Source organism: Streptomyces sp. NPDC053069 (assembly GCF_044546895.1).
In the GTDB taxonomy this organism is placed as follows: domain Bacteria; phylum Actinomycetota; class Actinomycetes; order Streptomycetales; family Streptomycetaceae; genus Streptomyces.
In genome coordinates this window covers 46,235-68,052 of sequence record NZ_JBITZN010000023.1, presented here as the reverse complement: position 1 = coordinate 68,052, position 21,818 = coordinate 46,235, and the positions used below count along the sequence as shown (strand labels likewise).

Below are 21,818 nucleotides of genomic sequence, written 5' to 3'. Positions count from 1 at the left end.
CGCTAATCTGACGGTCAGTCAGCTAGCTGGGTGGAGGGCGTTATGCGTGACTGGGGAACCATCCCGGAGCTGGTGCGGTGGTCGGCCGAGCGGTACGCGGGCACGGAGGCGGTGGTCGAGGGCCGTACGAGGATCACGTACGCGCAACTGGGCGCCCGGGTGGAGCGGGCGGCGGCGGCCTGCCTGGCGAGCGGGGTGGAGCCGGGCGACCGGGTCGCGGTCTGGGCCCCCAACTCCCTGGACTGGATCACGGCGGCCCTCGGCGCGGTGACGGCGGGCGCGGTCCTGGTACCGCTCAACACCCGCTTCAAGGGCGCGGAGGCCACGGACGTACTGCGCCGCAGCGGGGCGAGGCTGCTGTTCGTCACCGGCACCTTTCTGGGGACGTCGTACGTGGCGAGCCTGCGGAGGGCGGCGGGCGAGGGGGCGCCGGGGGCGGGGCTCGACGTGGGCCCGCTGCCCGGGCTGCCGGAACTGCAGGAGGTGGTGGTCCTCTCGGAGGACGCGCCACCGGAATTCCGCACGTGGAAGGACTTCCTGGCGGCGGGCGAAGGGGTGGCCGGGGCGGAAGTGGACTCACGACGGCGGCAGTTGGACGGCTCGGCACTGTCGGACATCATCTACACGTCGGGTACGACGGGCCGCCCCAAGGGCGCGATGATCACGCACAACCAGACGCTGCGGGCGTACGAGATCTGGGCGGACCTGGCAGGCCTGCGCGAGGACGACCGCTACCTGATCATCAACCCCTTCTTCCACACCTTCGGCTACAAGGCCGGGGTGATCGCCTGCCTGATGCGCGGGGCGACGATGATCCCGCAGCCGGTGTTCAACGTGGAGACGGCACTGGCGAACATCGCGGCCGAGCGGGTGTCGGTGTTGCCGGGCCCGCCGACTCTCCACCAGTCCTTGCTGGACCACCCGTCCCGGGACGCTCACGACCTGTCGGCGCTGAGGCTGGTGGTGACGGGCGCGGCGGTGGTGCCGCTCCGGCTGGTGGAGCGCCTGCACGGCGAACTGGGCGTCGACACGGTCCTCACCGCGTACGGTCTCTCCGAGGCGAGCGGCATCGTCACGATGTGCCGGCGCGGCGACGACCCGTCGGTGATCGCGTCCACCTCCGGCCGTGCGATCCCCGGCACGGAGGTGCGGCTGGCCGACGCGACCGGGGAGCCGGTACCGCCCGGTGAGGCGGGCGAGGTCCTGGTCCGGGGCTTCAACGTCATGCGGGGCTACTACGGCGACCCGGCGGCCACGGCCGAGGTGATCTCCCCGGACGGCTGGCTGCACACGGGCGACGTGGGCGTCCTGGACGAGCGGGGCAACCTGCGCATCACCGACCGCATCAAGGACATGTTCATCGTCGGCGGCTTCAACGCCTACCCGGCGGAGATAGAGCAGCTTCTGGGCCTCCATCCGGACGTGGCCGACGTGGCGGTGATCGGCGTGCCCGACGCCCGGCTGGGCGAGGTCGCCAAGGCGTACGTGGTGCGCAGACCCGGCTCGACCCTGACCTGCGACGACCTGATCGCCTGGTCCCGCCGCGAGATGGCGAACTACAAGGTGCCGAGGTCGGTGGAGTTCATGGGCGAACTCCCACGGAACGCGAGCGGGAAGGTGGTGAAGGGGGTTTTGCGGGGGAGGGGGTGAGGGGCGTTCAGTGGCGGGGCGGGGAGGTTGCCGTGGGGCCGCCCACTAGCTTCTCCCCCGTGCCGACGGTTCGCGGCATCGGGCCCAGGCCTGCCCCCGGACACACCTCGGCCGCGACGGCTCCCCCTCCGCGCCGCCGCGGCCGATCCCCGTGTGGTGGAAGGTCTCCCGTCAGGCCTTCTCGTCGGTGGCGTGAGAGTTGTCCGGCGTGGCTTCGCCGGTGGTCTCGCCGGAGGCGAGGTTGGTGATCTTTGCCGGCTCGATGGTGGCGTGGCTGTTCAGCGTGGTCACCTCGGCCGCCTCGGTGTTCGTGGCCGCTGCCGTGGGCGTGTTCTCGTTGCTCATGACTCTGCTCCCCTGAAAGTACGTTGCGGTGCGCTAGAAGACCCCGTCCGGCAGCTCCCCCGAGGGCCGCCGGACGGGTGCCTCCGGGCCGCTACACCTTACGGTGCGGCCGCTGGCCGGCCCGCCTGCCCCCCGACGCGACGGATCGACACGAACGAGAATGCCGTGGTGCGATAAACGAACGATGAACGCATAAATGCGCTCGATCAGACGATGGCACGGGGCGTGAGAAGGGCCCGTACCTCCTCGGCCTCCGAGGCGTTCAACGCATCGAAGATCTGCAGGGCTTCCTCCCAGCAGACCTGCGCGCGGCCGGACTGCCCAATGCCGTCGAGGGCGCGGCCGAGCACGGTGAGTACATTGCCGCGCCGCCATTCACCGCCGACCCCCCGGAGAAGGGCCAGCGCCGTCTCGGCGTTGGTCGCGGCCTGCGCCGGACGGCTGGCCGCCAAGTCGAGTTCCGCGAGACGGAAGAGAGTCATTCCCTCCCACAGACGCATGCGGCTGTCACGGAACACCGAGAGGGCCTCCTCGAGGCGCTCGGCAGCGTGCTCGTGTCGGCCGCACTGGGTGAGCGCGAGACCCAGCGCATACCGCCCGTTGGCGCCTTTCAGTGCATGCCCCATGTCGTCGTACATGTCGGTTCCCTGCTGAGCCAGGGCCACGGCGCTCGTGGTCTGTCCCATCGCCAGCCGAATCCGCGAAAGGTTGCACAGGGCGCTGGCTTCTCCGGGGCGATCTCCGCAGGAGCGGAAGCTGTCGATGGCGCGCGTCAGATGCTTCTCGCCGTCTTCGAAATGGCCTTGGTAGAGCGCGATGATGCCGAGCATGTTGGACGCCCAGCAACGGGGCAGAGGGTCTCCCGCGGAGTCAGCCAGGCGGAGGGCTTCAGTGGCTTCTTCGTCTGCCAGCTCGAAGCGACCTGTCAGGTGATGGCCGTTGGCAACGGTAACGAGAGCGCGGGCCTCTGCCCGCTGATCGGCTGCAGCGTGTGCAGCAGCGCGTATGGAGGCCGCCGTGGCGACGTACTCGCGGGAGTTGGCGCCCGACTCGGTCAAATCGATGGCAGCCCACAACAGGTCGACGGCACGCCTCAAGTGGTCCGGAGCCGTCAACTGCCGCACACAGGCCAGCAAGCAGATCGCCTCCGCATACAGCCAGTCCTGAGCGCGATGCCGGTCCTTGAAGCTCAACCCCGGATACTCGGTCGGCTGCAAGTGATCAACCAACCGATCTCCAGGCCGTTCGATGGCGTACACCTGTGCCGCCGTAGCCAGATAGAAGTCCAGCAAACGCGACATCGCAGCCTCCCGCTCGCTCGGCGGCTGCTCGTCCCGCTCCGCGCACGCACGCGCGTAGAGCCGGACCAGGTCGTGGAAGCGGTAGCGGCCGGGAGCTGCCGACTCCAGCAGGGAGGTGTCCACCAGGGACTCCAGGAGGTCCTCCGTCTCCTCCACGGGGAGGTCCAGGACCGCCGCCGCGGCGGCCAGGGAGATGTCGGGGCCGTCGGCCAGGCCCAGCAGGCGGAACGCGCGGGCCTGGGCCGGTTCGAGCTGGCCGTAGCCCAGCTCGAAGGTGGCCTTGACCGCCAGGTCACCGGCCTGGAGTTCGTCCAGGCGGCGGCGTTCGTCCGCGAGCTTCGCCGCCAGGACCGAGACCGTCCAGGTGCGGCGGGCTGCCAGGCGGGAGGCTGCGATGCGGATCGCCAGCGGGAGGAAGCCGCACGCCGCCACCACGTCCAGGGCGGACTCGCGTTCCGCCGCCACCCGCTCCTCGCCCACGATCCTCGTGAACAGGGCCAGTGCCTCGTCCGGGGACATCACGTCCAGGTCGACCAGGTGCGCCCCGGCCAGGTCGAGCATGCGGACCCGGGACGTCACCAGGGCCGCGCAGCCCTCCGTGCCGGGCAGCAGCGGGCGTACCTGTGCCGCGTCCTTCGCGTTGTCCAGCAGGACCAGGACCCGGCGGCCGTCCAGGACGGAGCGGTAGAGGGCCGCGCGTTCCTCCAGGCTGTCCGGGATCGCCGTGTCCGATGTGCCCAGCGCGCGCAGGAAGGAGCCCAGTACCGTCTCCGGTTCGGCGGGACGGGGGCCCGCGCCCTGCAAATCCACGTACAGCTGGCCGTCCGGGAAGGTGCCCCGCGCCCGGTGGGCCACGTGCACCGCCAGGGTCGTCTTGCCGACGCCGCCGATGCCGGCCAGGGCCGAGACCGCCATCACCCGGCCCGTCGTCCCCGATGCCTCCGACGCCGACGACAGCACCTCGCTGAGTTCGTCGACGAAGGCCGCGCGGCCGGTGAAGTCGGGGACGGAGGCGGGAAGCTGGGCGGGGCGGACGGGGACCACCGCGGGTTCTGCCGCGGGGGACGACGGCTCCGCCAGGGCCGGGTCCGCCTGGAGGATGCGCTGCTGCAGTTCCCGCAGGCCGGGGCGCGGGTCCACGCCCAGTTCCTCGGCCAGCAGGCGGCGGGTGTCGGCGTAGACCGCCAGGGCCTCCGCCTGCCGGCCGCTGCGGTACAGGGCCAGCATCAGGAGCTCGCGCAGGCGTTCACGCAGGGGGTGCGCCGCCGTCAGTGCCGTCAGTTCGGAGACCGCCTCCGCGTGGCAGCCCTGCTCCAGGTCCATGTCCAGGCGGGACTCCAGCAGGCCGAGGCGCCATTCCTCCAGGCGGACCCGCTGGGTCTCGGCGTACGGGCCGGGGACGCCGGCCAGGGCCTCGCCGTCCCAGAGGGACAGGGCCCGGTTCAGCAGGTCCCGGGCCCGGCACAGGTCGCCGGCGGCCCGTGCCTTCTCCGCCTCCGCCGCCAGGTCCTGCGCGACCGCCAGGTCGAGGGCGCCCTCGCCCGGCGAACGCACCGCGTACCCGCCGGACTCGCTGACCAGGACTCCGGGGTCCAGGATCTTCCGCAACCTCGACGCGTACGTACGCACCGCCGCAAGCGCCTGCGACGGGGGCTCGGTGCCCCACACCGCGTCGATCAGCTCCGGTGCCGTCGCCGTACGGCCCTCGCGCAGCAGCAGGGCGGCCAGCAGGGCGCGCTGCTGGGGGGAGCCCGTGCTGAGCTGTTCCTCGCCGCGCCAGGCCCGCACCGGACCGAGCACGCCGAACCGCAGCGCCGCCTGCTCCGTGACGGTCACGGAGCCGGGACGCCGCTGTTCAGGCACTCGCGGCCCACCATCCATGCGCTCGTCCCCCTCGACATCTCGAACAACCCCGTCAGTTTGCCTTGTTCGGGGCGGTTCCGTCAGCCGGGGGAGACGCCGTTCGTGGGGTGGTGCGGCTCAGTCCACAAAGCCCTCACACGCTCTCCGCAGTCCCGGGGGCGGACACGGTAGCTGACGGGCCGTCAGATCAGCGCTACGGTGAGGCTCATGGAGACCACACAGTTCCCGCTGATCATCTCCGTCGACGACCACACCGTGGAGCCCGCCGGTGTGTGGCAGGACCGGTTGCCGAGGAAGTACCGGGACGTCGGGCCCCGGATCGTGCGCGCTCCGCTGAAGGAGATGACCTTCCTCGGCGGGCGCTTCAAGCCCGTCATGGGCGAACCCGGCAGCACCGAGGGGCCCCTCGGAGACTGGTGGGTCTATGAAGATCTGCGGCGGCCCCTCACCCGCCTCGACACCGCCGTCGGGTGCGACCGGGACGAGGTCAGACTGGAGGTCATCACGTACGAGCAGATGCGGGCCGGGTCGTACGACGTGCCCGCCCGGCTCGCCGACATGGACGTCAACCACGTCCAGTCCGCCCTCTGCTTCCCCACCTTCCCCCGCTTCTGCGGGCAGACCTTCACGGAAGCGCGGGACAAGGAGCTCGCGCTGCTCTGCGTCCGTGCCTACAACGACTGGATGGTGGAGGAGTGGTGCGGGCCGGACGCGCACGGCCGGCTCCTACCGCTCACCCTCATTCCCCTCTGGGACGCCGGGCTGGCCGCCCAGGAGGTCCGGCGGAACGCGGCGCGGGGAGTGCGGGCCGTCGCGTTCTCCGAGATACCCCCGCACCTCGGCCTGCCGTCCGTCCACACCGACGACTGGGACCCGTTCCTCGCCGCCTGCGACGAGACCGGCACGGTCGTCGCCATGCACATCGGCTCCAGCAGCCGTATGCCCTCCACCTCGGCCGACGCACCGCCCGCCGTGGGCTCCACCATCACCTTCGCCAACTGCTGCTTCTCGATGGTGGACTGGTTGATGAGCGGCAAGTTCGAGCGGTTCCCGCAGCTCAAGGTCATGTACGCCGAGGGGCAGATCGGGTGGATCCCGTACATCCTTGAGCGCGCGGACGTGGTGTGGGAGGAGAACCGGGGGTGGGGCGGCGTCGCCGACAAGGTCCGCCGGCCGCCGTCCGAACTGTTCGCCGGGCATGTCTACGGCTGCTTCTTCGACGACGCCTTCGGGCTCAGGAACCTGGACGCCATCGGAGTCGGCAACGTCCTGTACGAGACCGACTACCCGCACTCCGACTCCACCTGGCCGAAGTCCCGCGAGGTCGGCGAGGCCCAGATGGGGCATCTGGCGGCGGACGTGGTCGAGCGGATCGTACGGGGGAACGCCATCGAGCTGCTGGGCCTCACCCCGCAGGGCCTGTGGCGGTGAGCGCCCCGGCGTACGGCATCCAGCTGCCCGTTCAGGCGCAGAGCACCCTGTTCGCGGAAGACTGGGAGGCCGGGGCCGGTCCGAAGGACCTGGTGGCCGTCGCGCGGGCGGTGGACAGCGCCGGGTTCGACTACCTCGCCTGCTGCGATCACGTGGGCGTCCCGCGCCGGCTCGCCCCCGCCATGAGCACGGTCTGGTACGACCCCGTCGCCACTCTCGCCCACCTCGCCGCCGTGACCGAGCGCGTCCGGCTGCTCAGCCATGTGGCCGTCGTGGGGCTGCGGCACCCGCTGCTCACCGCCAAGCAGTACGCCACCCTCGACCACCTCTCCGGCGGCCGGCTGATCCTCGGGGTGGGGGCGGGGCATGTGCGGGAGGAGTTCGAGGCGCTCGGGGCGGACTTCGAGCGGCGCGGGGCCGTGCTGGACGAGGTGATCGACGCGCTGCGGGCCGCCCTGGGAGCGGAGGAGTTCCCCGAGCACCACGGGAAGACCTACGACTTCGCCGGGCTCGGCCAGCGGCCCCGGCCCGCGCAGCCGTACGTCCCCCTCTGGGTCGGCGGCTCCTCGCCCGCCGCCGTACGCCGGGCCGCGCTGAAGGGGGACGGCTGGCTGCCCCAGGGGGATCCGCGGGAGCGGCTGCCCGCGCAGATCGAGCGGATACGGCAGCTGCGCGCGGACCACGGCATCGAGGGGCCGTTCACCGTCGGCGCCATCGCCGAGCCGCTGTACGTCGGGCGGCCCGGCTGGGAGGTCGGGCGGCGGACCCTCGCCGGGGCGCCGGAGGAGATCGCCGAGTCGCTGCGGGCGTATCCGGCGATGGGCGTGGACCGGATCCAGGTGCGGTTCCGCAGCCGGAGCCGCGCCGAACTCATCGAGCAGATCGGGCTGTTCGGGGCGGAGGTCGCACCCCGGCTCACATGAGGAGGATGCCATGGGCAAGCTGGACGGGCGGGTCGTCATCATCACCGGGGCGGCGCGCGGACAGGGCGAGCAGGAGGCGCGGCTCTTCCGGGCGGAGGGCGCGCGGGTGGTCGTCGCCGATGTGCTGGACGACCGGGGGAAGGCCCTGGCCGAGGAGACAGGCGCGTTGTACGTCCATCTCGACGTGGGCGACGAGGACGGGTGGCGGGAGGCCGTCGGGGTCGTCAAAAAGGCGTACGGGCGGATCGACGGGCTGGTGAACAACGCGGGCATCCTGCGGTTCAACGCCCTGGTGGACACCCCGCTGGACGAGTTCATGCAGGTCGTGCAGGTCAACCAGGTCGGCTGTTTCCTGGGGATGAAGGCGGTGGCGCCGGAGATGGCCGACGGGGGCACGATCGTGAACACCGCGTCGTACACGGCCCTGACCGGTATGGCGGCCGTCGGGACCTACGCCGCCACGAAGCATGCCGTGCTGGGGCTGACCCGGGTGGCCGCGCTGGAGCTGGCGGCCCGGAGGATCCGGGTCAACGCCATCTGTCCGGGCGCCATCGACACCCCGATGTCCAATCCGGCCCGGCTGGACCCGGACGCCGATCCGGAGGAGATGAGCCGGGCGCTGGACGAGCTGTACCGCAAGCTCGTACCGCTCGGGCGGGTCGGGCAGCCGGAGGAGGTGGCGCGGCTGGCGCTCTTCCTCACCTCGGAGGACTCGTCGTACATCACCGGGCAGCCGTTCGTGATCGACGGCGGATGGCTGGCGGGGGTGTCCGTCATCTGACTCACCGTCAGCTATTGACGGCCCTCGCCCTCGGTGCGACAGTCGGCCAACAGGTTCGATCTGACGGAGCGTCAGAAAACTGGGGAAGGTGAACCGTCTTGGAATTCGGGCTCTTTGTACAGGGATACGTGGGCAAGCGCGCCGAGACCGACCCGCTGGCCGAGCACAAGGCGCTGATGGAGGAGACCGAGTACGTCATCCAGGCGGACAAGTCCGGCTTCAAGTACGCGTGGGCCTCCGAGCACCACTTCCTGGAGGAGTACTCGCACCTGTCGGCCAACGACGTGTTCCTGGGGTACCTGGCCCACGCGACCGAGCGGATCCACCTCGGGTCCGGGATCTTCAACCCCCTGGCCCAGGTCAACCACCCCGTGAAGGTCGCCGAGAAGGTTGCCATGCTGGACCACCTCAGCGAGGGGCGCTTCGAGTTCGGCAGCGGGCGGGGCGCCGGCAGCCACGAGATCCTGGGGTTCATACCGGGTGTGACCGATATGAACCACACCAAGGAGATCTGGGAGGAGACCATCGCCGAGTTCCCGAAGATGTGGCTCCAGGACGAGTACCCCGGCTTCCAGGGCAAGCACTGGCAGCTGCCGCCGCGCAAGGTCCTGCCGAAGCCGTACGGGAAGTCCCACCCGGCCATGTGGTACGCGGCCGGATCACCGCCGTCGTACGCCATGGCCGCGAAGAAGGGGCTCGGCGTGCTCGGCTTCAGCATCCAGAAGGTCTCCGACATGGAATGGGTGCTGGAGCAGTACAAGACGGCGATCGTGAACGCGGAACCCGTCGGGGACTTCGTGAACGACAACGTGATGGTGACGACCACCGCGATCTGTGCGCCCACCCACGCCGAGGCGATCGACATCGCCGTGCACGGGGGGCTGCACTATCTGCCCTCGCTGGTGTTCCGGTACCACGACACCTTCCCGAGGCCCGAGGGCTTCCCCGTGTGGCCGGAGACGCTGCCCCCGTACACGCCGGAGTTCGTGGAACTGCTGGTCGAGGAGGAGCTGCTGATCTGCGGGGATCCGGACGAGGTGCTGCGGCAGTGCAAGCGGTGGGAGCAGGCGGGCGCCGATCAGCTGAGCTTCGGGCTGCCGGTGGGGGTGCCGAAGGAGGAGACGCTGCAGACGATCCGGCTGATCGGGGAGCAAGTGATTCCCAAGATCGACACGGATCCCGTGCACCGGACGTCCCGGTTCCGGGCTGCCTCGTGATCGCCGTTGCGGGGTGCGGGTGCGATGTGGCCGGTCGCGCCCACGCGGCGGAGCCGCATATCCGCACAGCCCCGCGCCCCTGGGGCATTGCAGCTACCCAGTGGAAGAGGAGGCCCCATGCTTGATCACGTCATCAAGGGTGCCACCGTGGTGGATGGCACCGGAGCGCCCCGCTACACCGCCGACGTCGGCATCCGGGGCGGCCGTATCGCCGTCATCGGCGATGTCGGCGAAGACGCCCGCACCACCGAGGACGCCTCCGGGCTCGTCCTCACCCCCGGATTCGTCGACCCCCACACCCACTACGACGCCCAGCTCTTCTGGGACCCGTACGCCACGCCCTCCCTCAATCACGGGGTGACGACGGTCGCCGCCGGGAACTGCGGGTTCACCCTCGCGCCGCTCAATCCGTCCCGCCCCGAGGACGCCGACTACACCCGGCGGATGATGTCCAAGGTGGAGGGGATGTCCCTGCTGGCGCTGGAGGAGGGGGCGCCCTGGAGCTGGCATTCCTTCGGGGAGTATCTGGACGCCCTGGAGGGGCGGATCGCCGTCAACGCCGGCTTCATGGTCGGGCACTGTGCCCTGCGGCGGTATGTGATGGGGCCCGAGGCGGTCGGGGGGCAGCCCTCCGAGGAGCAGCTCGGCGCGATGGTGGGGCTGCTGCGCGAGGCCATGGACGCCGGGGCCTGGGGCCTGTCCACCACGCAGTCCAGTACGCACTCCGACGGGGACGGGCAGCCCGTCGCCTCCCGGCATGCGAGGCCCGAGGAGCTGCTGGCGCTCTCCCGCGCCGTCGGTGAGCACGAGGGCACGCAGATCGAGGCGATCGTCGCCGGGTGCCTGGACCAGTTCAGCGACGACGAGATCGATCTGCTCGTGGAGATGAGCGCGGCGGCCGGACGGCCGTTGAACTGGAACGTGCTCACCGTCGACGCGGCCGTACCCGAACGGGTGCCACGGCAGCTCGGCGCCAGTGAGCGGGCCCGGAAGGCCGGCGGGCGGGTGGTGGCGCTCACCATGCCGATCCTCACGCCGATGAACATGTCCCTGGGCACGTTCTGCGCGCTCAACCTGATCCCGGGCTGGGGGCCGGTCCTCGGGCTGCCGGTGCCGGAGCGGATCGCCAGGCTGCGGGACCCCGCCGTCCGGGAGGAGATGCTGCGGCGGGCCCGGTCGAAGGAGGCGGGTGTCTTCCGGCGGCTGGCGGACTTCGGCCGGTACGTCATCGGCGACACCTACAGCGCGGCCAACCGCGGCCTGACCGGCCGGGTCGTCGGGGACATCGCCGAGGAGCGGGGGCTGGACCCCTTCGCCTGCCTGGTGGAGATCTGCGCGCACGACGAGCTGCGTACGGTGCTGTGGCCGATGCCCGCCGACAACGACCCGGCCTCCTGGGCGCTGCGCGCCGAGACCTGGCAGCACGAGGACGTGCTGCTCGGCGGCTCCGACGCGGGGGCGCACCTGGACCGGATGTGCGGGGCGCCGTACACCACCCGGTTCCTCGGGGACTGTCTGCGCGGCCGGAGGCTGGTCGGGCTGGAGCACGCGGTGAAGATGCTGACCGACGACCCGGCGCGGCTGTTCGGGCTGCGCGAGCGGGGGCGGGTCCGGGAGGGCTGGCACGCGGATCTCGTCCTGTTCGATCCCGAGCGGATCGACGCCGGACCGGCCCGGCTGGTGCACGACCTGCCCGGTGACAGTCCCCGCCTGGACTCCACGGCGATCGGGGTGCGGGCCGTGTGGGTCAACGGGGTCGAGGCGATCCGGGACGACGTGGTGACGGGGGCCGTACCGGGGAAGGTGCTGCGGTCGGGGGCCGACACCCGGACGGTGAGTACGCGGTGACCGACGGGCAGCCGTTGTTCGTCGGCGGGGAGTGGGTCGAACCCGACGGCGGGTACTACCCGGTGACCGACCCGGCCACCGAGGAGAGGGTCGGCTGGGCGCCGGAGGCCTCGCCGGAGCAGGCGCGGGCGGCCTGCGCGGCGGCCCGGGAGGCGTTCGGGGCGTGGTCGCGGACCCGGCCGGAGGAACGGGCGAAGGTACTGGGGCGGGCGGCCGGCCTCATCCGGGGCCGGCTGGAGCCGTACGCCGAGCTGGCCCGGGCCGAGACCGGCGCGACCACGGGGACCGCCCGGGCGATGCAGGTCGGGGTGGCCGCCGCCCGCTTCCGCCGGTACGCGAGCGTGGAGCCCGCCGAGTGGGCCATAGCACCGCAGATCAACGACGCCGGTCCGATGGGGAGGGCCGGGGTGACGGGGGCCCTGGCGGTACGGCAGCCCGTCGGGGTCGTCAGCTGCATCACCTCCTACAACAACCCCTGGGCCAACCCGGCCGGCAAGATCGCGCCGGCCCTGGCCATGGGCAACACGGTGGTCGTCAAGCCCGCGCCGCAGGATCCGCTGTCCGTGTACCGGATGGCCGAGGCGCTCCAGGAGGCCGGGGCGCCGCCGGGCGTGGTGAACGTGGTCTCCGGGCGGGAGGTGGCCGTGGGCGAGGCGGCGGTCGGGTCCGACGCCGTCGACATGGTCAGTTTCACCGGGTCCACGGCCGTCGGCCGGCGTATCGCCGAGGTGTGCGGGCGGGACATGAAACGGCAGCTGATGGAGCTGGGCGGCAAGGGAGCGGCGGTCGTGTTCGACGACGCCGACCTCGGCTCGGCCGTCGCCGGCATCGGCACCACCTTCTCCTTCTACAGCGGGCAGATCTGCACGGCACCGACGCGGGTGCTGGCCCAGCGCGGGGTGTACGAGCGGCTGGTCGAGCAACTCGCCGGATACGCACGCCGGTTGAAGGTCGGGGACCCACGTGGGCCGGACACGGTCGTCGGGCCGGTGATCTCGGCGGAGCACCGGGCGCGGGTCGAGTCGTACGTCGAACTCGGCCGGAAGGAGGGCGCGTCCGTGGTCGCGGGCGGTGAACGGCCTCCGCTCGACCGCGGCTTCTACGTGGCGCCCACTCTGCTCGCCGACTGCACCAACGACATGCGGGTGGCCCGGGAGGAGATCTTCGGGCCGGTCGTCGTGGTCGTGCCCTTCGACGACGAGGACGAAGGTGTGGCCCTGGCCAACGACTCCGACTACGGCCTCATCGACTACGTCTGGTCCGGTGATGTGGCCCGCGCCTTCCGGGTGGCCCGGCAGCTGCGGGCCGGCGGCGTCGGCATCAACACCGTCGGCCGCAACATGGAGGCCCCGTTCGGCGGTTTCAAGAGGAGCGGCGTCGGTCGCGACGTGGGCTCCTACGCCCTGCACGCGTACAGCGAGGTGCAGGCGATCGTGTGGCCGGGGTGAGGGGGCGGCACCCTCACTGGGTGAAGAACGACGCCGGGTGGCGGGGGTCGGCCGAGCACACGAACAGTCCTGCGTGGCTCCCGCGGCCGACGGTCATGCCGACCGGCTCCCGGGATGCGTCACCGGCCTCGTCACCCGTCTTCAGATGGCGTTCCTCCAGCGGCCGGAAGCGGTCCGGTGCGCTGTCCGGGGCCCAGCTGCCGAGGTAGTACTCGTATGTGTCGCACTGCAGGAACAGCTCCAGCGGCGCCCGGCACTCGCCGCACTCCAGGGCGGCCGGCAGGCCGGTCGTGCCCCAGTCCAGGAAGCCGCCGAGCTTGTAGCCGGGGACGGTGGTGAGGTCGTCGGTCAGGCCGCGGTCCGCCAGCCAGGCCTCGAAGCGCTCGCCGAGGCCGGCCGGGAGTTCCTCCTCGCCGGGGTAGTCCGTGACCCGCTCGGGGTGCAGGACGCATGCGCGCGGGATCATGTCGTCGTCCTCCCCGTGTTCCCCGGGATCCGGCTGCTCGGCCGGCGGGTCGGTGATCTCGGCGGCCCGGCGCCAGAAGAGCCGGCAGGCCTGGCCCCAGCCGTCCGGGGGCGGCTGGTCGTGCCAGTCGGGGCACCACAGGAGCTGGACGAGGTCCGTGCCCTCGGGGAAGCGGATCTCCGGGAAGTCGGCCGCGGTGAACTGGGCGACCACGGCCATCGGGAGCGTGTACGCCCTGCCGTTCACGTCCTTGTGGCCGGCGCACTCCGGCCACGGTTCGGCGGCCGGCCACAGCACCGGACCGCCGATGTGGCTGTCACGCGGGCCGGGTGTGCCGCGGCGCGGATGCAGGCGGACGGCCGGGCGGGCGTGCGGCAGCAACTCCGGGAAGTCCCGGGCGGGTTCGACGGCGGAGGGGGCGGTGGTGAGCTTCACCCGCGCAGTGTGGCCTCCGTCAGTCCAGCAGGTCCACCCGCACTGTCAGCAGGTCCGTGCCGAAGGCCCGTACCGCCGCGCTGTTGAAGCGGGGCAGGGAGCGCAGGCGGGCCACCGGGTCGTCGTCGGGCAGGAGGTGCGCGGTGCCGTGGTGCCAGCGGCCGGCGATGCGGACGCGCACCCTGGGGTCCGCCTGGATGTTGCGCACGTACTGCGACTTGGGGCCGAACTCGGAGACCAGCCAGAAGGATTCCCCGACCCGGCGCCCGCCGACCGGCGTCTGCCGGGGCAGGCCCGAGGTGCGGCCGGTGGTCTCCAGGAGGGTCTGGAACGGCAGCCGCCGGTTCAGCGGGTTGGCGACGTACCGCTGGAAGCGGGTCACGAGCCGGTGTTTGAGATCGCTGCGGCCTGCCATGTCTCTCGCTCTCCTGCTCCGCCGGGCGCGCAGGGCGCCCCGCGTGGATGCTGTGTCGGCCTCGTGCGCGGCCTGTGATGTGTGGAAGGTCGTACTCCGTACGCGTGTTAGCCTCCCCCGCGGACATGAGCCGGCGCAAACGGGGGAGCGTGATGGGCGCGTCTTCGGACGGTTACACGGTCAGGTCCGGCATCTCCGGCCAGGCGAACGAACTGGACGGCGCCGGCGACGACGCGGGACACATACACAAGGCGATCGTCACCGACGCGTGTTACACGCAGGACGCCCTGGGCGGTGCCGAGTCGGCGGCGGCGTTCAACGCGTTCGCCGCGGCCTGGCTGGAGGACGCGGCCACGCTGGAGTCGGCACTGCACGAACTCGCGGACAAAGTGCGCCTCGCCAAGAGTGCGTACGGCGGCTCCGACCACGCCGTGGCGACGCGCGCCGCGGCCGTGTCCACCGACGGGGCGGGCATCGGGAGCGGAATCACCACCATGCCGACTCCTGTGGGGAACGCGTACGTCACCACCATGCCGACGCCTGCCACCGGCCCGAACCCCGCCACCATGCCGACGCCCGCCGGAGCCGGCGCGGTCACCACGATGCCCGTGCACGCCGACCGCCCGTCGGCCCTGACGACGTACTGAGGCCGGGCCGATGGGACTTTTCGACCTGAACCCGCTGGGCGCCCTGGAGACCCCGGCCGGCCGCCGCTCGTGGCTGGCCGGCCTGTGCACGAGCATCCCCAAGGCCGCGGACAAGAACGACCTGCTGGACCAGATCGACGACGCGCTCCTCGTCTGCGCACCGGTCGGCGACACGGCCACGCTCGAATCGCTCGGCAAGCGCTACCGCGACCAGGTCCACCACGCCGGCGATGTGCACGGCCGGGTGAACAAGGTGGCCCACAAGGGTCTGCCGGAGGTCTGGGTCGGTGACACCAGCGTCCTCGCCTCCGACGGCGTGGCCGCCGTCGCCCGCGCCGCGACCAGGATGTCCGAGGCGTTCCAGGGCGGCGCCAAGGCGCTGCACGCGCTGGCCGACGCGCTCGGCACCGCGAAGAAACAGGACGCCGACGGCCGCGCCAAGTTGCAGCAGGCCAAGCAGAAGCTCGGCCCGCCCGACAGCTTCTTCGACGTCGGCAGGATGATCGAGACCGACGAGGAGAAGGCCGAGAAGAAGGCGGTCCTCGCCGCGGGCCGCACCCTCGCCGCCGACGGGGTCGAGCTGATGCACAGGGCCGCCGTCGCCGCGGACGACGCCGTGCGCGCCGCGGCCCGCGACCTGAACAAGTGGGCGGCCGAGGCGCGCGCCGGGAAGATGCACACCGGCCGGCTGTCCGCGGTGGACCGGCTGATGCTCGCCGACACCAGCGGCAAGGCCGGCGCGGCCGACTACAACGAGATCCTCACCGCGAACGACCTGGAGCGTTCCGGCCGGGCCATGGACCGGCTCTCGCCGGCCGACCGGGCCCGGATGGACCGGCTCCTCGCGGGCGCGAAGTCCCCGCAGGAGAAGGCGTACCTGATGAAGGCCCTCGCCGCGGGTCACGGCGTCGATGACATCCAGACGTTCGACGGCAAGATCCACGGCAAGGACCCGGCCTGGCTGCAGCGGCACCTGTCGCCGATCGTCACCGGGGCGGACAGCCTCAAGGACGAGGGGACGGACCCCGTCAGCGGCGCCAACCTCAACACCGAACTGCAGGGCTTCGACGGCCAGGAGTGGGCCCAGGGCGGCGACGGACAGGAGGGCACCTGTGTCGCCTCCACCACGGTCACCGCGCGCGCCATGGTCGATCCCGTCTACGCCCTCTCGCTCACCGGCGGCCCCGGCGGGCAGGAGGACGACCCGGCGGCCTTCCGGCAGCGCCTCATAGCCGAACAGCACCGGATGCACGTGGAGGGCCATGGCGGTGCCAACTGGAACGGCATGGACCTGCAGGGCCAGGAGCAGATCTCCAACAAGGAGATCAGCCCGGAGACCGGAAGCTCCTACGAACTGCACGAGGTACGGGACGCGGACTCCCGCCGCACCATCCTGCCGGACATCGAGAAGGCGGTGGCGGACGGCAAGCCGGTGCCCTTCGACGCCGAGGGGTACGAAGCGGACGGCACACGGCACGGGCACTCCATGATGATCGTCGGCCAGGAGGGCGACAAGCTGGAGATCTACAACCCGTGGGGGAAGACCACCTGGGTCAGCGAGGACGACTTCGTCAACGGCGGCATGGCGAAGGCCAGCGACAACCGGCTGCCGAACGCGTACGCCGTGCACCTGCCGCAGAACTGAGAGACCGAGGAACCGGACACCGGCCATGACTTCACGCGCACCACTCCTCGGCCCGGCCGTACTCGTCGGCCTGCTCGCCCTCACCGGCTGCGGGAAGGAGAGCGGGACCGGCGGCACCGGCACGCCCCACGTGACGGCGACATCCGGCACACCGGCCACGACCGGCACGGCCGACGGTGCCGCGTACGGCATCGATCACCGGACCGTCACCGTGGAGCCGGGCAGACGGTTCTCCCTCACCGTCCCGTCGGCCGCGACCCTGGGCGAGCACTGGTACCTCGCCGGCCCCCATCCGGACGCGGCCGTGCTGAAGTACCGAGGGGTGCGGGAGTCCGGCGACGGCAGCGACCTCGTCGGCAGCACCGGCGGTACCCAGTCCTTCGACTTCACCGCCCGGGCGAAGGGCAGGACCACGGTAAGGCTGCTGCACTGCCCCCTGAACACGTGCACCGGCCCCGGCCCCCACGACCGGTCCACCCTGGGCCCCACCCCCGGCGGTACGGCGTCCCCGCCCCCGTCCCCGTACCCCACCCTGACCGCCGTCCCGCACGCCCACGTCGGCGCCGGCTTCTACGTCTTCACGATCACGGTCCGCTGACCCGGACCGGAACCGAGGCCCCCATGCCCCCTGCGCCCGACTCCCGCACCGACGACGAGGTCCTGGCCGCCACCGACGTCGCCCTGCTGCTGCGCTACGGCCTGACCCAGGAGGCCTTCCGCACGGCCCTGTTCGGGGACGGTGCCATCGCCGCGGCGGTCACCCTCGACCGCCTCGGCGTGCTGCCGCGCTCGCTGGTGTTCGTCGCCGCGATCGTCCGCTCCGGCGGCCTGGCCTACGCGGCCGCCCTGCCCGAGCCGCTGCCGTCCGCGGAGCCCGCCGGGCTGCTGCGCGAGTGGCTGACCGGCGCCGCGCAGACCGCGACCACCCCGCAGGCCGAGGAGCGGTCCGCCCGCTGGCTGGAGGCGGTGGCCGAGATCATCGCTCTGCGCCGCACCGCCCGCCGGGGCAGCGCCTAAGCGTCCGCCAGCCAGTTGCCGTGGAAGCCGAACGGCACCCGGGCCGGCAGGCCGATCGTGGCGACCGGAGGGGCCGTGAGGTCTTCGGCGTCCAGGACGACCAGGTCGCTGCGGTCGGTGGCGGCGTCGTGGACGTAGGTGACGAGCCAGCCGGGCCCGCCCGGTGTGTCGTCGGCGGGGGCGAAGGCGGCCTCCCCGGGGGTGCGGCCGGGACCGAAGTCGTGTGCCGTCACGGCCCCGGAGGACAGGTCGTAGCGGACCAGTGAGGTGCCGCTCGTCATGTGCCCGTGTCCGGCGGCGAGGCCGGTCAGCCGGTCGTCGACGCGCGGGAACTCGCCCGGCCGGTCGTCGCACTGCTCCTCACGGACCGTGCCGGCCGCCGGGTCGACGGTCCACTTCCACAGCACGGCCTGCTGCGGCCGCGTACCGCCGTCCGGGTCGCGCCGCCACATCTCCGGGTAGCGCATCACGTGCAGCACGACGGTGCCGTCCGGGGCGTCGTGGGCGTTGAGGACGTGGAAGACGTAGCAGGGGTCGACGGGGAACCAGCGGACCTCGCCGTGCGGGTCGGCGCGGCGCAGCAGGCCGAGCCGGGCGCCGTACCCGTCGTCCCAGCGGTACGGCATAGTGCCGCCGCTCAGGGCCAGTTCGACGTCGAAGACGACCGGCAGGTCCATGAAGACGACGTGTCCGGCGGTGAGCGCGAAGTCGTGCAGCATGGTCGGCCCGGGCACCTCGATCGGCCTGCTGAGGGTCAACTCCCCGGTCGCGTCGGCACAGTGGTAGGTGAGGTGGGTGGGCTCCAGCAGGCCGTAGCCGAAGAAGTGCAGTTCGCCGGTGGCCGGGCAGGTCTTCGGGTGGGCGGTCATCGCGGTGGTGAGGCGGCCGTCGAAGTCGTACGGGCCCTTGGTGTCCAGGTCGCAGGTCAGCTCGTAGGGCAGGGCGGTCTCGACCAGGGCGAGGGTGCGCCCCGCGTGCCGCACCACATGGGTGTTGGCGGGGCCGGCGGTGAGGTCGCGCCGGCCCTGCTGGTCGTAGGTCCGCGCCCCGTCGGTGAGGCGGCTGGTGCGGACCCAGCGGTTGCGGTAGGAGACGGCCCGTCCGCCCTCCAGGCGCACTCCGTGGATCATGCCGTCGCCGAAGAACCAGTGGCCGGAGGCGGCGTCGGCCGGGTTCGGGCCGTTGCGCAGGTACCAGCCGGTCAGCTCGGGCGGGATGGTGCCGGTCACCGGCAGGTCGTGGGCGGTGAGTTCCTCGGTGACCGGGGCGTAGTTGCCGGAGAGGTGCTTCGGGGCGGTGTTCACCGGGCCACCTGACCGGCGGCCTGGGCCTTCGCCTGGGCGTGGGCGACGTAGCGGACGGTGAAGACCATCGGGACGGCGAAGCCGGCGATCTGGACGAGGGTCGCGGGCGTGGAGTGGGCGTGTCCGGAGTGGTCCAGCAGGGCGAGGACGACCGCGGTCACGGCGAACGCGGCGGTCCAGACGGCGGTGATGACCGTGTTGATCCGGATGAACGGCTTCAGTGTCCACAGCTCGCGCGGCGTGGTGCGCTTGGCGATGCCCAGGGTGAAGGGCCGGCCGGCGGCCAGCGACACCCCGGCGATCACGGCGAGGGTGCCGGAGGAGAGGGCGGCGGAGTAGTCGTGGACGCCCGAGTGCGGGTCGGCGAAGGCGATGGCCGCGAGCGCCGCGAAGAAGACCGCCGAGCCGCATTCGATGACGAGGGCGTCGAAACCGGTGCCTTGCTGCTTCTGCTGGGCGATGAGCGCCACGGACACCAGCAGGGCGGCCAGGGCGCCCCACTGCCAGCTCCCCGAAGGGATGACGGCGAAGACTATCCACGGCAGGAAGGTGCGCAGGTACGACATTGGTTCCCCCGGTACGTTTGGGTTTCGGTCTCGACATGTCAAAAGTAGAAGGTCAGTACTCGACATGTCAACAGTGGAAGGTAAAGTGGGGGACATGAGCCTCAGACACGCACTGCTCGGCCTGCTCTCGGAGCGCTCCGCCAGCGGCTACGACCTGCTGAAGACCTTCGAGACCTCGCTGGCCAACGTCTGGCCGGCGACGCAGAGCCAGATCTACACCGAGCTCACCAGACTGGCGGGGGCCGGGCTGATCACGGTGGCCGCCGAGGGCCCGCGCGGCCGCAAGGAGTACGCGATCACGGACGAGGGCATGGCGGAGCTGCGCCACTGGCTGACGGAGGTCGCACCCCAGCGCAACACCCGCAGCGACATCCTGCTGCGCGTCTTCTTCCTCGGCGTGCTGCGGCCCGAGCAGGCGCGCGCCTATCTGACCGACCTGATCGAGATGTCCCGGGAGGGGCACGAGCGGTTGCGGCAGCTCGTCGACTCCGTCGACTGGGACGACGACAACCTCTCGGTCTACGGCCGCATCGCGCTGGAGTACGGCCTGCGCTTCAACGCGATGCGGCGGGAGTGGGCCGAATGGGCGGCCGGGCAGATCAGGCAACCGTGAGGAAGACCGGGTTGGTGAGGGCGGCCAACGCCCCCGGCAGCGGCCCGAGGGCCGCCTCGTGCCGCAGCTCGGCGCGCACGTACGCCGCGCAGGCGGGGGTCGTACGCCACTCGACCGTGCCCGTGCCCGACACCGGCAGCGGATCGCTGGTGAACAGCACACCCTGGTCGGTGACGAAGCGCACCGAGCAGCGCGGGGCGCCCGCGACCTCCAGCCGGACGGTCACGGGGGTGTCGGCGGCCAGCGCCAGCCGTTCGCCGATGCCCGCCTGCCGCCCGCGCCCGCCCGTCACCGTGAAGGCGAGGGTCACGTTCTTCGACTCGGCCACGTACGAGCGTCCCGCGCGGATCCCTTCCTGGATCGCCTCCCGGGTCAGGTCGTCGGCGAGGACGACCGTTTGGGGCATGCCGACCGTGTCGGGGTCGCGGTGGGCGTCGCTGTTGCCCATCGCCGGCAGCCAGGCCCGCCCGTGCCGCACGGAGGCGACGAGCTGGTTGTCCCAGTCGGCCAGCGTCACCTCGTCGTCCGGGGTGTAGGAGCCGTTCCACACCTCGACGGCGTCCGCCTCGCCGAAGCCGAACTTCCAGCCGCAGCCGACGCAGGTGGCGTGCGGGTGGGCGGGGACGACCAGGCCGCCGGCGCGGCGGATCTCCCGCGCGAAGCGGGCCCAGCGGTTGTCCCGGGCCCGGTAGCGCCAGTCCACGAACGTGCCGGGATCGGTGCCGAGTGCCACCACATGGCCGTTCCGGGTGGTGACCTCCTCGCCGAGCATGACCAGCAGGTCGTCGCCGGCCTGGTCCGCCCAGTGGGCGTGCGAGGAGTTCGTGTTGTGGTCCGAGGAGTTGATGAAGTCCAGGCCCGCCGCGCGCGCGAGAGCCGCGATCTCGGCCGGGGTGCGGCGGCCGTCGGAGTGCCAGGAGTGCAGATGGCAGTCCCCCCGGTACCAGGCCCGGCCCCGCCCCTTCGCCCGGGAGGGCGGATACACCGGCCGCGGGGTCCGGCCCGCCTCGCCGTAGGTCAGTGTGATCGTCAGCTCGTACGTCAGGCCCTGCGGCGCCACCGTGTAGGGGCCCAGCGCGACGTACCAGGTGCCCTCCCGTACCGGGCCGGGGAGGTAGCCCGGTGTCGCGTCGTCGGCGCGGACGTAGAACTCCGTGCGCGCGCCGCCCGACCAGCCCCGGAATCCCCGGCCGCCCAGCTCGGTGCCGCGCTCGTCGAAGAGGCCGATGTCGAGTGCGTTGCCCTGGGTGCCGGCCGGGACCGAGGGCTTGTCGTAGGCGTAGGAGACCTTGACCTCCTGTACGCCGGCGGGGACTTCGACCGGTACGTACACGAAGTCGGGGGAGCCGGGTGGCAGGGTGCCGTGCACCGTCCGGGTCTCCTCGCGCTGACCGTCCGCCGCTGCGAAGCTCACGCCTCCCAACGTAAGGGCAGCGGCGGCGCCCGTCACGAACAGTGCGCGTCTGCCGATGCCGTGAGCCTGATCGTGCGTGTCTTCACCCATGGTGGTCACTCTCCCGTCCGAGCGTGAACTCACGTGAAAGAGGAGACGATTGGCACTCCACAATGTGTCATGTGCGCGACGTTCAGGGCCACGGTGCATCACCCAGGGGGGTGCCGACCGTGGTGAGCACCCGGCCAGGAAGACTCTGCTGTCATGAGAAGAATCGTCTGGCTCGCGTGGATGGCAGTGCACTTCAACGAATACGGCTACAGCCAGGGGCCGCTGCGCGCCACGGTCGGCACGGTCGTCGTCCTGCTCGCCGCCGTACTGGTCGGCTACGCGCTGAACCGCCACCGGCCCGCCGCCCTGACCGCCGCCGGCCTCACCGTCGCCGCCGGCATCGGATGGCTGGCCTGCCACTGAGAGGCGTTCCCCGGCGAGCGGGAACAGGGCCGGGCG

General features: G+C 71.8%; 20 protein-coding genes. 13 read left to right on the top strand and 7 right to left on the bottom strand.

Annotation, left to right across the window (positions count from 1 at the left end; all coding sequences use genetic code 11):
• Positions 1 to 42: 42 nt before the first annotated feature.
• Positions 43 to 1,650 carry a FadD3 family acyl-CoA ligase gene (locus ACIGXP_RS37485; protein ID WP_399776131.1) on the top strand — a complete coding sequence of 536 codons (1,608 nt, stop codon included), beginning with the start codon at positions 43 to 45 and terminating at the stop codon, positions 1,648 to 1,650.
• Between the two features lie 171 nt (positions 1,651 to 1,821).
• Here ACIGXP_RS37485 and ACIGXP_RS37480 read toward each other — a convergent pair whose 3' ends face one another.
• Together ACIGXP_RS37480 and ACIGXP_RS37475 are read right to left on the bottom strand one after the other, a co-directional pair.
• A complete protein-coding gene (locus ACIGXP_RS37480; RefSeq protein WP_399776129.1) occupies positions 1,822 to 1,995 on the bottom strand; it encodes a hypothetical protein in 174 nt (57 codons plus the stop codon).
• 206 nt (positions 1,996 to 2,201) lie between these two features.
• Complete coding sequence (locus ACIGXP_RS37475; RefSeq protein ID WP_399776128.1) at positions 2,202 to 5,177, bottom strand: BTAD domain-containing putative transcriptional regulator; 2,976 nt, start codon at positions 5,175 to 5,177, stop codon at positions 2,202 to 2,204.
• Between the two features lie 189 nt (positions 5,178 to 5,366).
• Between ACIGXP_RS37475 and ACIGXP_RS37470 the strand changes: the two genes are divergently transcribed.
• The 6 genes from ACIGXP_RS37470 to ACIGXP_RS37445 all read left to right on the top strand — a co-directional run bounded on the left by ACIGXP_RS37470 (position 5,367) and on the right by ACIGXP_RS37445 (position 12,807).
• On the top strand, positions 5,367 to 6,590 hold the full coding sequence (locus tag ACIGXP_RS37470) for an amidohydrolase family protein (protein ID WP_399776126.1): 1,224 nt from the start codon (positions 5,367 to 5,369) through the stop codon (positions 6,588 to 6,590).
• A complete protein-coding gene (locus tag ACIGXP_RS37465; protein ID WP_399776124.1) occupies positions 6,587 to 7,513 on the top strand; it encodes an LLM class F420-dependent oxidoreductase in 927 nt (308 codons plus the stop codon). Before ACIGXP_RS37470 ends, ACIGXP_RS37465 begins: the two co-directional genes overlap by 4 nt.
• A gap of 10 nt (positions 7,514 to 7,523) precedes the next feature.
• Positions 7,524 to 8,294, top strand: a complete 771-nt coding sequence (locus ACIGXP_RS37460) for an SDR family NAD(P)-dependent oxidoreductase (protein WP_399776122.1) — start codon at positions 7,524 to 7,526, stop codon at positions 8,292 to 8,294.
• Between the two features lie 98 nt (positions 8,295 to 8,392).
• Positions 8,393 to 9,511, top strand: coding sequence for an LLM class flavin-dependent oxidoreductase (locus ACIGXP_RS37455; protein ID WP_363215198.1), 1,119 nt, complete (start codon positions 8,393 to 8,395; stop codon positions 9,509 to 9,511).
• 117 nt (positions 9,512 to 9,628) lie between these two features.
• Positions 9,629 to 11,359, top strand: coding sequence for an amidohydrolase family protein (locus ACIGXP_RS37450; protein WP_399776119.1), 1,731 nt, complete (start codon positions 9,629 to 9,631; stop codon positions 11,357 to 11,359).
• Complete coding sequence (locus tag ACIGXP_RS37445) at positions 11,356 to 12,807, top strand: aldehyde dehydrogenase family protein (protein WP_399776117.1); 1,452 nt, start codon at positions 11,356 to 11,358, stop codon at positions 12,805 to 12,807. Before ACIGXP_RS37450 ends, ACIGXP_RS37445 begins: the two co-directional genes overlap by 4 nt.
• Positions 12,808 to 12,820: 13 nt before the next feature.
• Here the strand turns inward: ACIGXP_RS37445 and ACIGXP_RS37440 are convergent, their stop codons facing one another.
• Together ACIGXP_RS37440 and ACIGXP_RS37435 are read right to left on the bottom strand one after the other, a co-directional pair.
• Positions 12,821 to 13,708, bottom strand: a complete 888-nt coding sequence (locus ACIGXP_RS37440; protein ID WP_399776115.1) for a hypothetical protein — start codon at positions 13,706 to 13,708, stop codon at positions 12,821 to 12,823.
• A gap of 19 nt (positions 13,709 to 13,727) precedes the next feature.
• Positions 13,728 to 14,123 (bottom strand): nitroreductase/quinone reductase family protein, encoded by a 396-nt coding sequence (locus ACIGXP_RS37435; protein ID WP_399776113.1) that lies wholly within the window; start codon positions 14,121 to 14,123, stop codon positions 13,728 to 13,730.
• Between the two features lie 152 nt (positions 14,124 to 14,275).
• Between ACIGXP_RS37435 and ACIGXP_RS37430 the strand changes: the two genes are divergently transcribed.
• The 4 genes from ACIGXP_RS37430 to ACIGXP_RS37415 are packed head-to-tail and all read left to right on the top strand — an operon-like array spanning position 14,276 to position 17,432.
• A complete protein-coding gene (locus ACIGXP_RS37430) occupies positions 14,276 to 14,770 on the top strand; it encodes a hypothetical protein (RefSeq protein WP_363215203.1) in 495 nt (164 codons plus the stop codon).
• A 10-nt stretch (positions 14,771 to 14,780) separates the two neighbouring features.
• Positions 14,781 to 16,415, top strand: a complete 1,635-nt coding sequence (locus tag ACIGXP_RS37425) for a peptidoglycan-binding protein (protein ID WP_399776111.1) — start codon at positions 14,781 to 14,783, stop codon at positions 16,413 to 16,415.
• 25 nt (positions 16,416 to 16,440) lie between these two features.
• Positions 16,441 to 17,013 carry a protease inhibitor I42 family protein gene (locus ACIGXP_RS37420; protein ID WP_399776109.1) on the top strand — a complete coding sequence of 191 codons (573 nt, stop codon included), beginning with the start codon at positions 16,441 to 16,443 and terminating at the stop codon, positions 17,011 to 17,013.
• Between the two features lie 23 nt (positions 17,014 to 17,036).
• The gene (locus tag ACIGXP_RS37415) at positions 17,037 to 17,432 is read left to right on the top strand and encodes a hypothetical protein (protein ID WP_399776107.1); all 396 of its coding nucleotides are present in this window, start codon (positions 17,037 to 17,039) and stop codon (positions 17,430 to 17,432) included.
• On the opposite strand, the gene ACIGXP_RS37410 is transcribed toward ACIGXP_RS37415, so the two are convergent.
• Together ACIGXP_RS37410 and ACIGXP_RS37405 are read right to left on the bottom strand one after the other, a co-directional pair.
• Positions 17,429 to 18,736, bottom strand: a complete 1,308-nt coding sequence (locus ACIGXP_RS37410; protein WP_399776105.1) for a carotenoid oxygenase family protein — start codon at positions 18,734 to 18,736, stop codon at positions 17,429 to 17,431. The genes ACIGXP_RS37415 and ACIGXP_RS37410 overlap by 4 nt on opposite strands.
• Complete coding sequence (locus ACIGXP_RS37405) at positions 18,733 to 19,302, bottom strand: hypothetical protein (protein ID WP_399776103.1); 570 nt, start codon at positions 19,300 to 19,302, stop codon at positions 18,733 to 18,735. The genes ACIGXP_RS37410 and ACIGXP_RS37405 overlap by 4 nt, the downstream gene beginning before the upstream one ends.
• A gap of 94 nt (positions 19,303 to 19,396) precedes the next feature.
• Between ACIGXP_RS37405 and ACIGXP_RS37400 the strand changes: the two genes are divergently transcribed.
• A complete protein-coding gene (locus ACIGXP_RS37400; protein WP_363215209.1) occupies positions 19,397 to 19,915 on the top strand; it encodes a PadR family transcriptional regulator in 519 nt (172 codons plus the stop codon).
• On the opposite strand, the gene ACIGXP_RS37395 is transcribed toward ACIGXP_RS37400, so the two are convergent.
• Positions 19,902 to 21,419 (bottom strand): CehA/McbA family metallohydrolase, encoded by a 1,518-nt coding sequence (locus ACIGXP_RS37395; RefSeq protein WP_399776101.1) that lies wholly within the window; start codon positions 21,417 to 21,419, stop codon positions 19,902 to 19,904. The two genes, ACIGXP_RS37400 and ACIGXP_RS37395, sit on opposite strands and share 14 nt — an antisense overlap.
• A 153-nt stretch (positions 21,420 to 21,572) precedes the next feature.
• On the opposite strand from ACIGXP_RS37395, the gene ACIGXP_RS37390 reads away from it, so the two are divergent.
• Entirely contained in the window at positions 21,573 to 21,782 is a 210-nt protein-coding gene (locus ACIGXP_RS37390; protein ID WP_399776099.1) for a hypothetical protein, read from the top strand.
• The last annotated feature ends 36 nt before the right edge of the window (positions 21,783 to 21,818 follow it).

What these genes read in the sequence shown, in the direction of transcription:
- ACIGXP_RS37485 (WP_399776131.1), top strand. Translation starts at nt 43, where the DNA reads ATGCGTGACTGGGGAACCATCCCGGAGCTGGTGCGGTGGTCGGCCGAG.
- ACIGXP_RS37480 (WP_399776129.1), bottom strand. Translation starts at nt 1,995, where the DNA reads ATGAGCAACGAGAACACGCCCACGGCAGCGGCCACGAACACCGAGGCG.
- ACIGXP_RS37475 (WP_399776128.1), bottom strand. Translation starts at nt 5,177, where the DNA reads ATGGATGGTGGGCCGCGAGTGCCTGAACAGCGGCGTCCCGGCTCCGTG.
- ACIGXP_RS37470 (WP_399776126.1), top strand. Translation starts at nt 5,367, where the DNA reads ATGGAGACCACACAGTTCCCGCTGATCATCTCCGTCGACGACCACACC.
- ACIGXP_RS37460 (WP_399776122.1), top strand. Translation starts at nt 7,524, where the DNA reads ATGGGCAAGCTGGACGGGCGGGTCGTCATCATCACCGGGGCGGCGCGC.
- ACIGXP_RS37450 (WP_399776119.1), top strand. Translation starts at nt 9,629, where the DNA reads ATGCTTGATCACGTCATCAAGGGTGCCACCGTGGTGGATGGCACCGGA.
- ACIGXP_RS37435 (WP_399776113.1), bottom strand. Translation starts at nt 14,123, where the DNA reads ATGGCAGGCCGCAGCGATCTCAAACACCGGCTCGTGACCCGCTTCCAG.
- ACIGXP_RS37430 (WP_363215203.1), top strand. Translation starts at nt 14,276, where the DNA reads ATGGGCGCGTCTTCGGACGGTTACACGGTCAGGTCCGGCATCTCCGGC.
- ACIGXP_RS37425 (WP_399776111.1), top strand. Translation starts at nt 14,781, where the DNA reads ATGGGACTTTTCGACCTGAACCCGCTGGGCGCCCTGGAGACCCCGGCC.
- ACIGXP_RS37420 (WP_399776109.1), top strand. Translation starts at nt 16,441, where the DNA reads ATGACTTCACGCGCACCACTCCTCGGCCCGGCCGTACTCGTCGGCCTG.
- ACIGXP_RS37415 (WP_399776107.1), top strand. Translation starts at nt 17,037, where the DNA reads ATGCCCCCTGCGCCCGACTCCCGCACCGACGACGAGGTCCTGGCCGCC.
- ACIGXP_RS37405 (WP_399776103.1), bottom strand. Translation starts at nt 19,302, where the DNA reads ATGTCGTACCTGCGCACCTTCCTGCCGTGGATAGTCTTCGCCGTCATC.
- ACIGXP_RS37400 (WP_363215209.1), top strand. Translation starts at nt 19,397, where the DNA reads ATGAGCCTCAGACACGCACTGCTCGGCCTGCTCTCGGAGCGCTCCGCC.
- ACIGXP_RS37395 (WP_399776101.1), bottom strand. Translation starts at nt 21,419, where the DNA reads ATGGGTGAAGACACGCACGATCAGGCTCACGGCATCGGCAGACGCGCA.
- ACIGXP_RS37390 (WP_399776099.1), top strand. Translation starts at nt 21,573, where the DNA reads ATGAGAAGAATCGTCTGGCTCGCGTGGATGGCAGTGCACTTCAACGAA.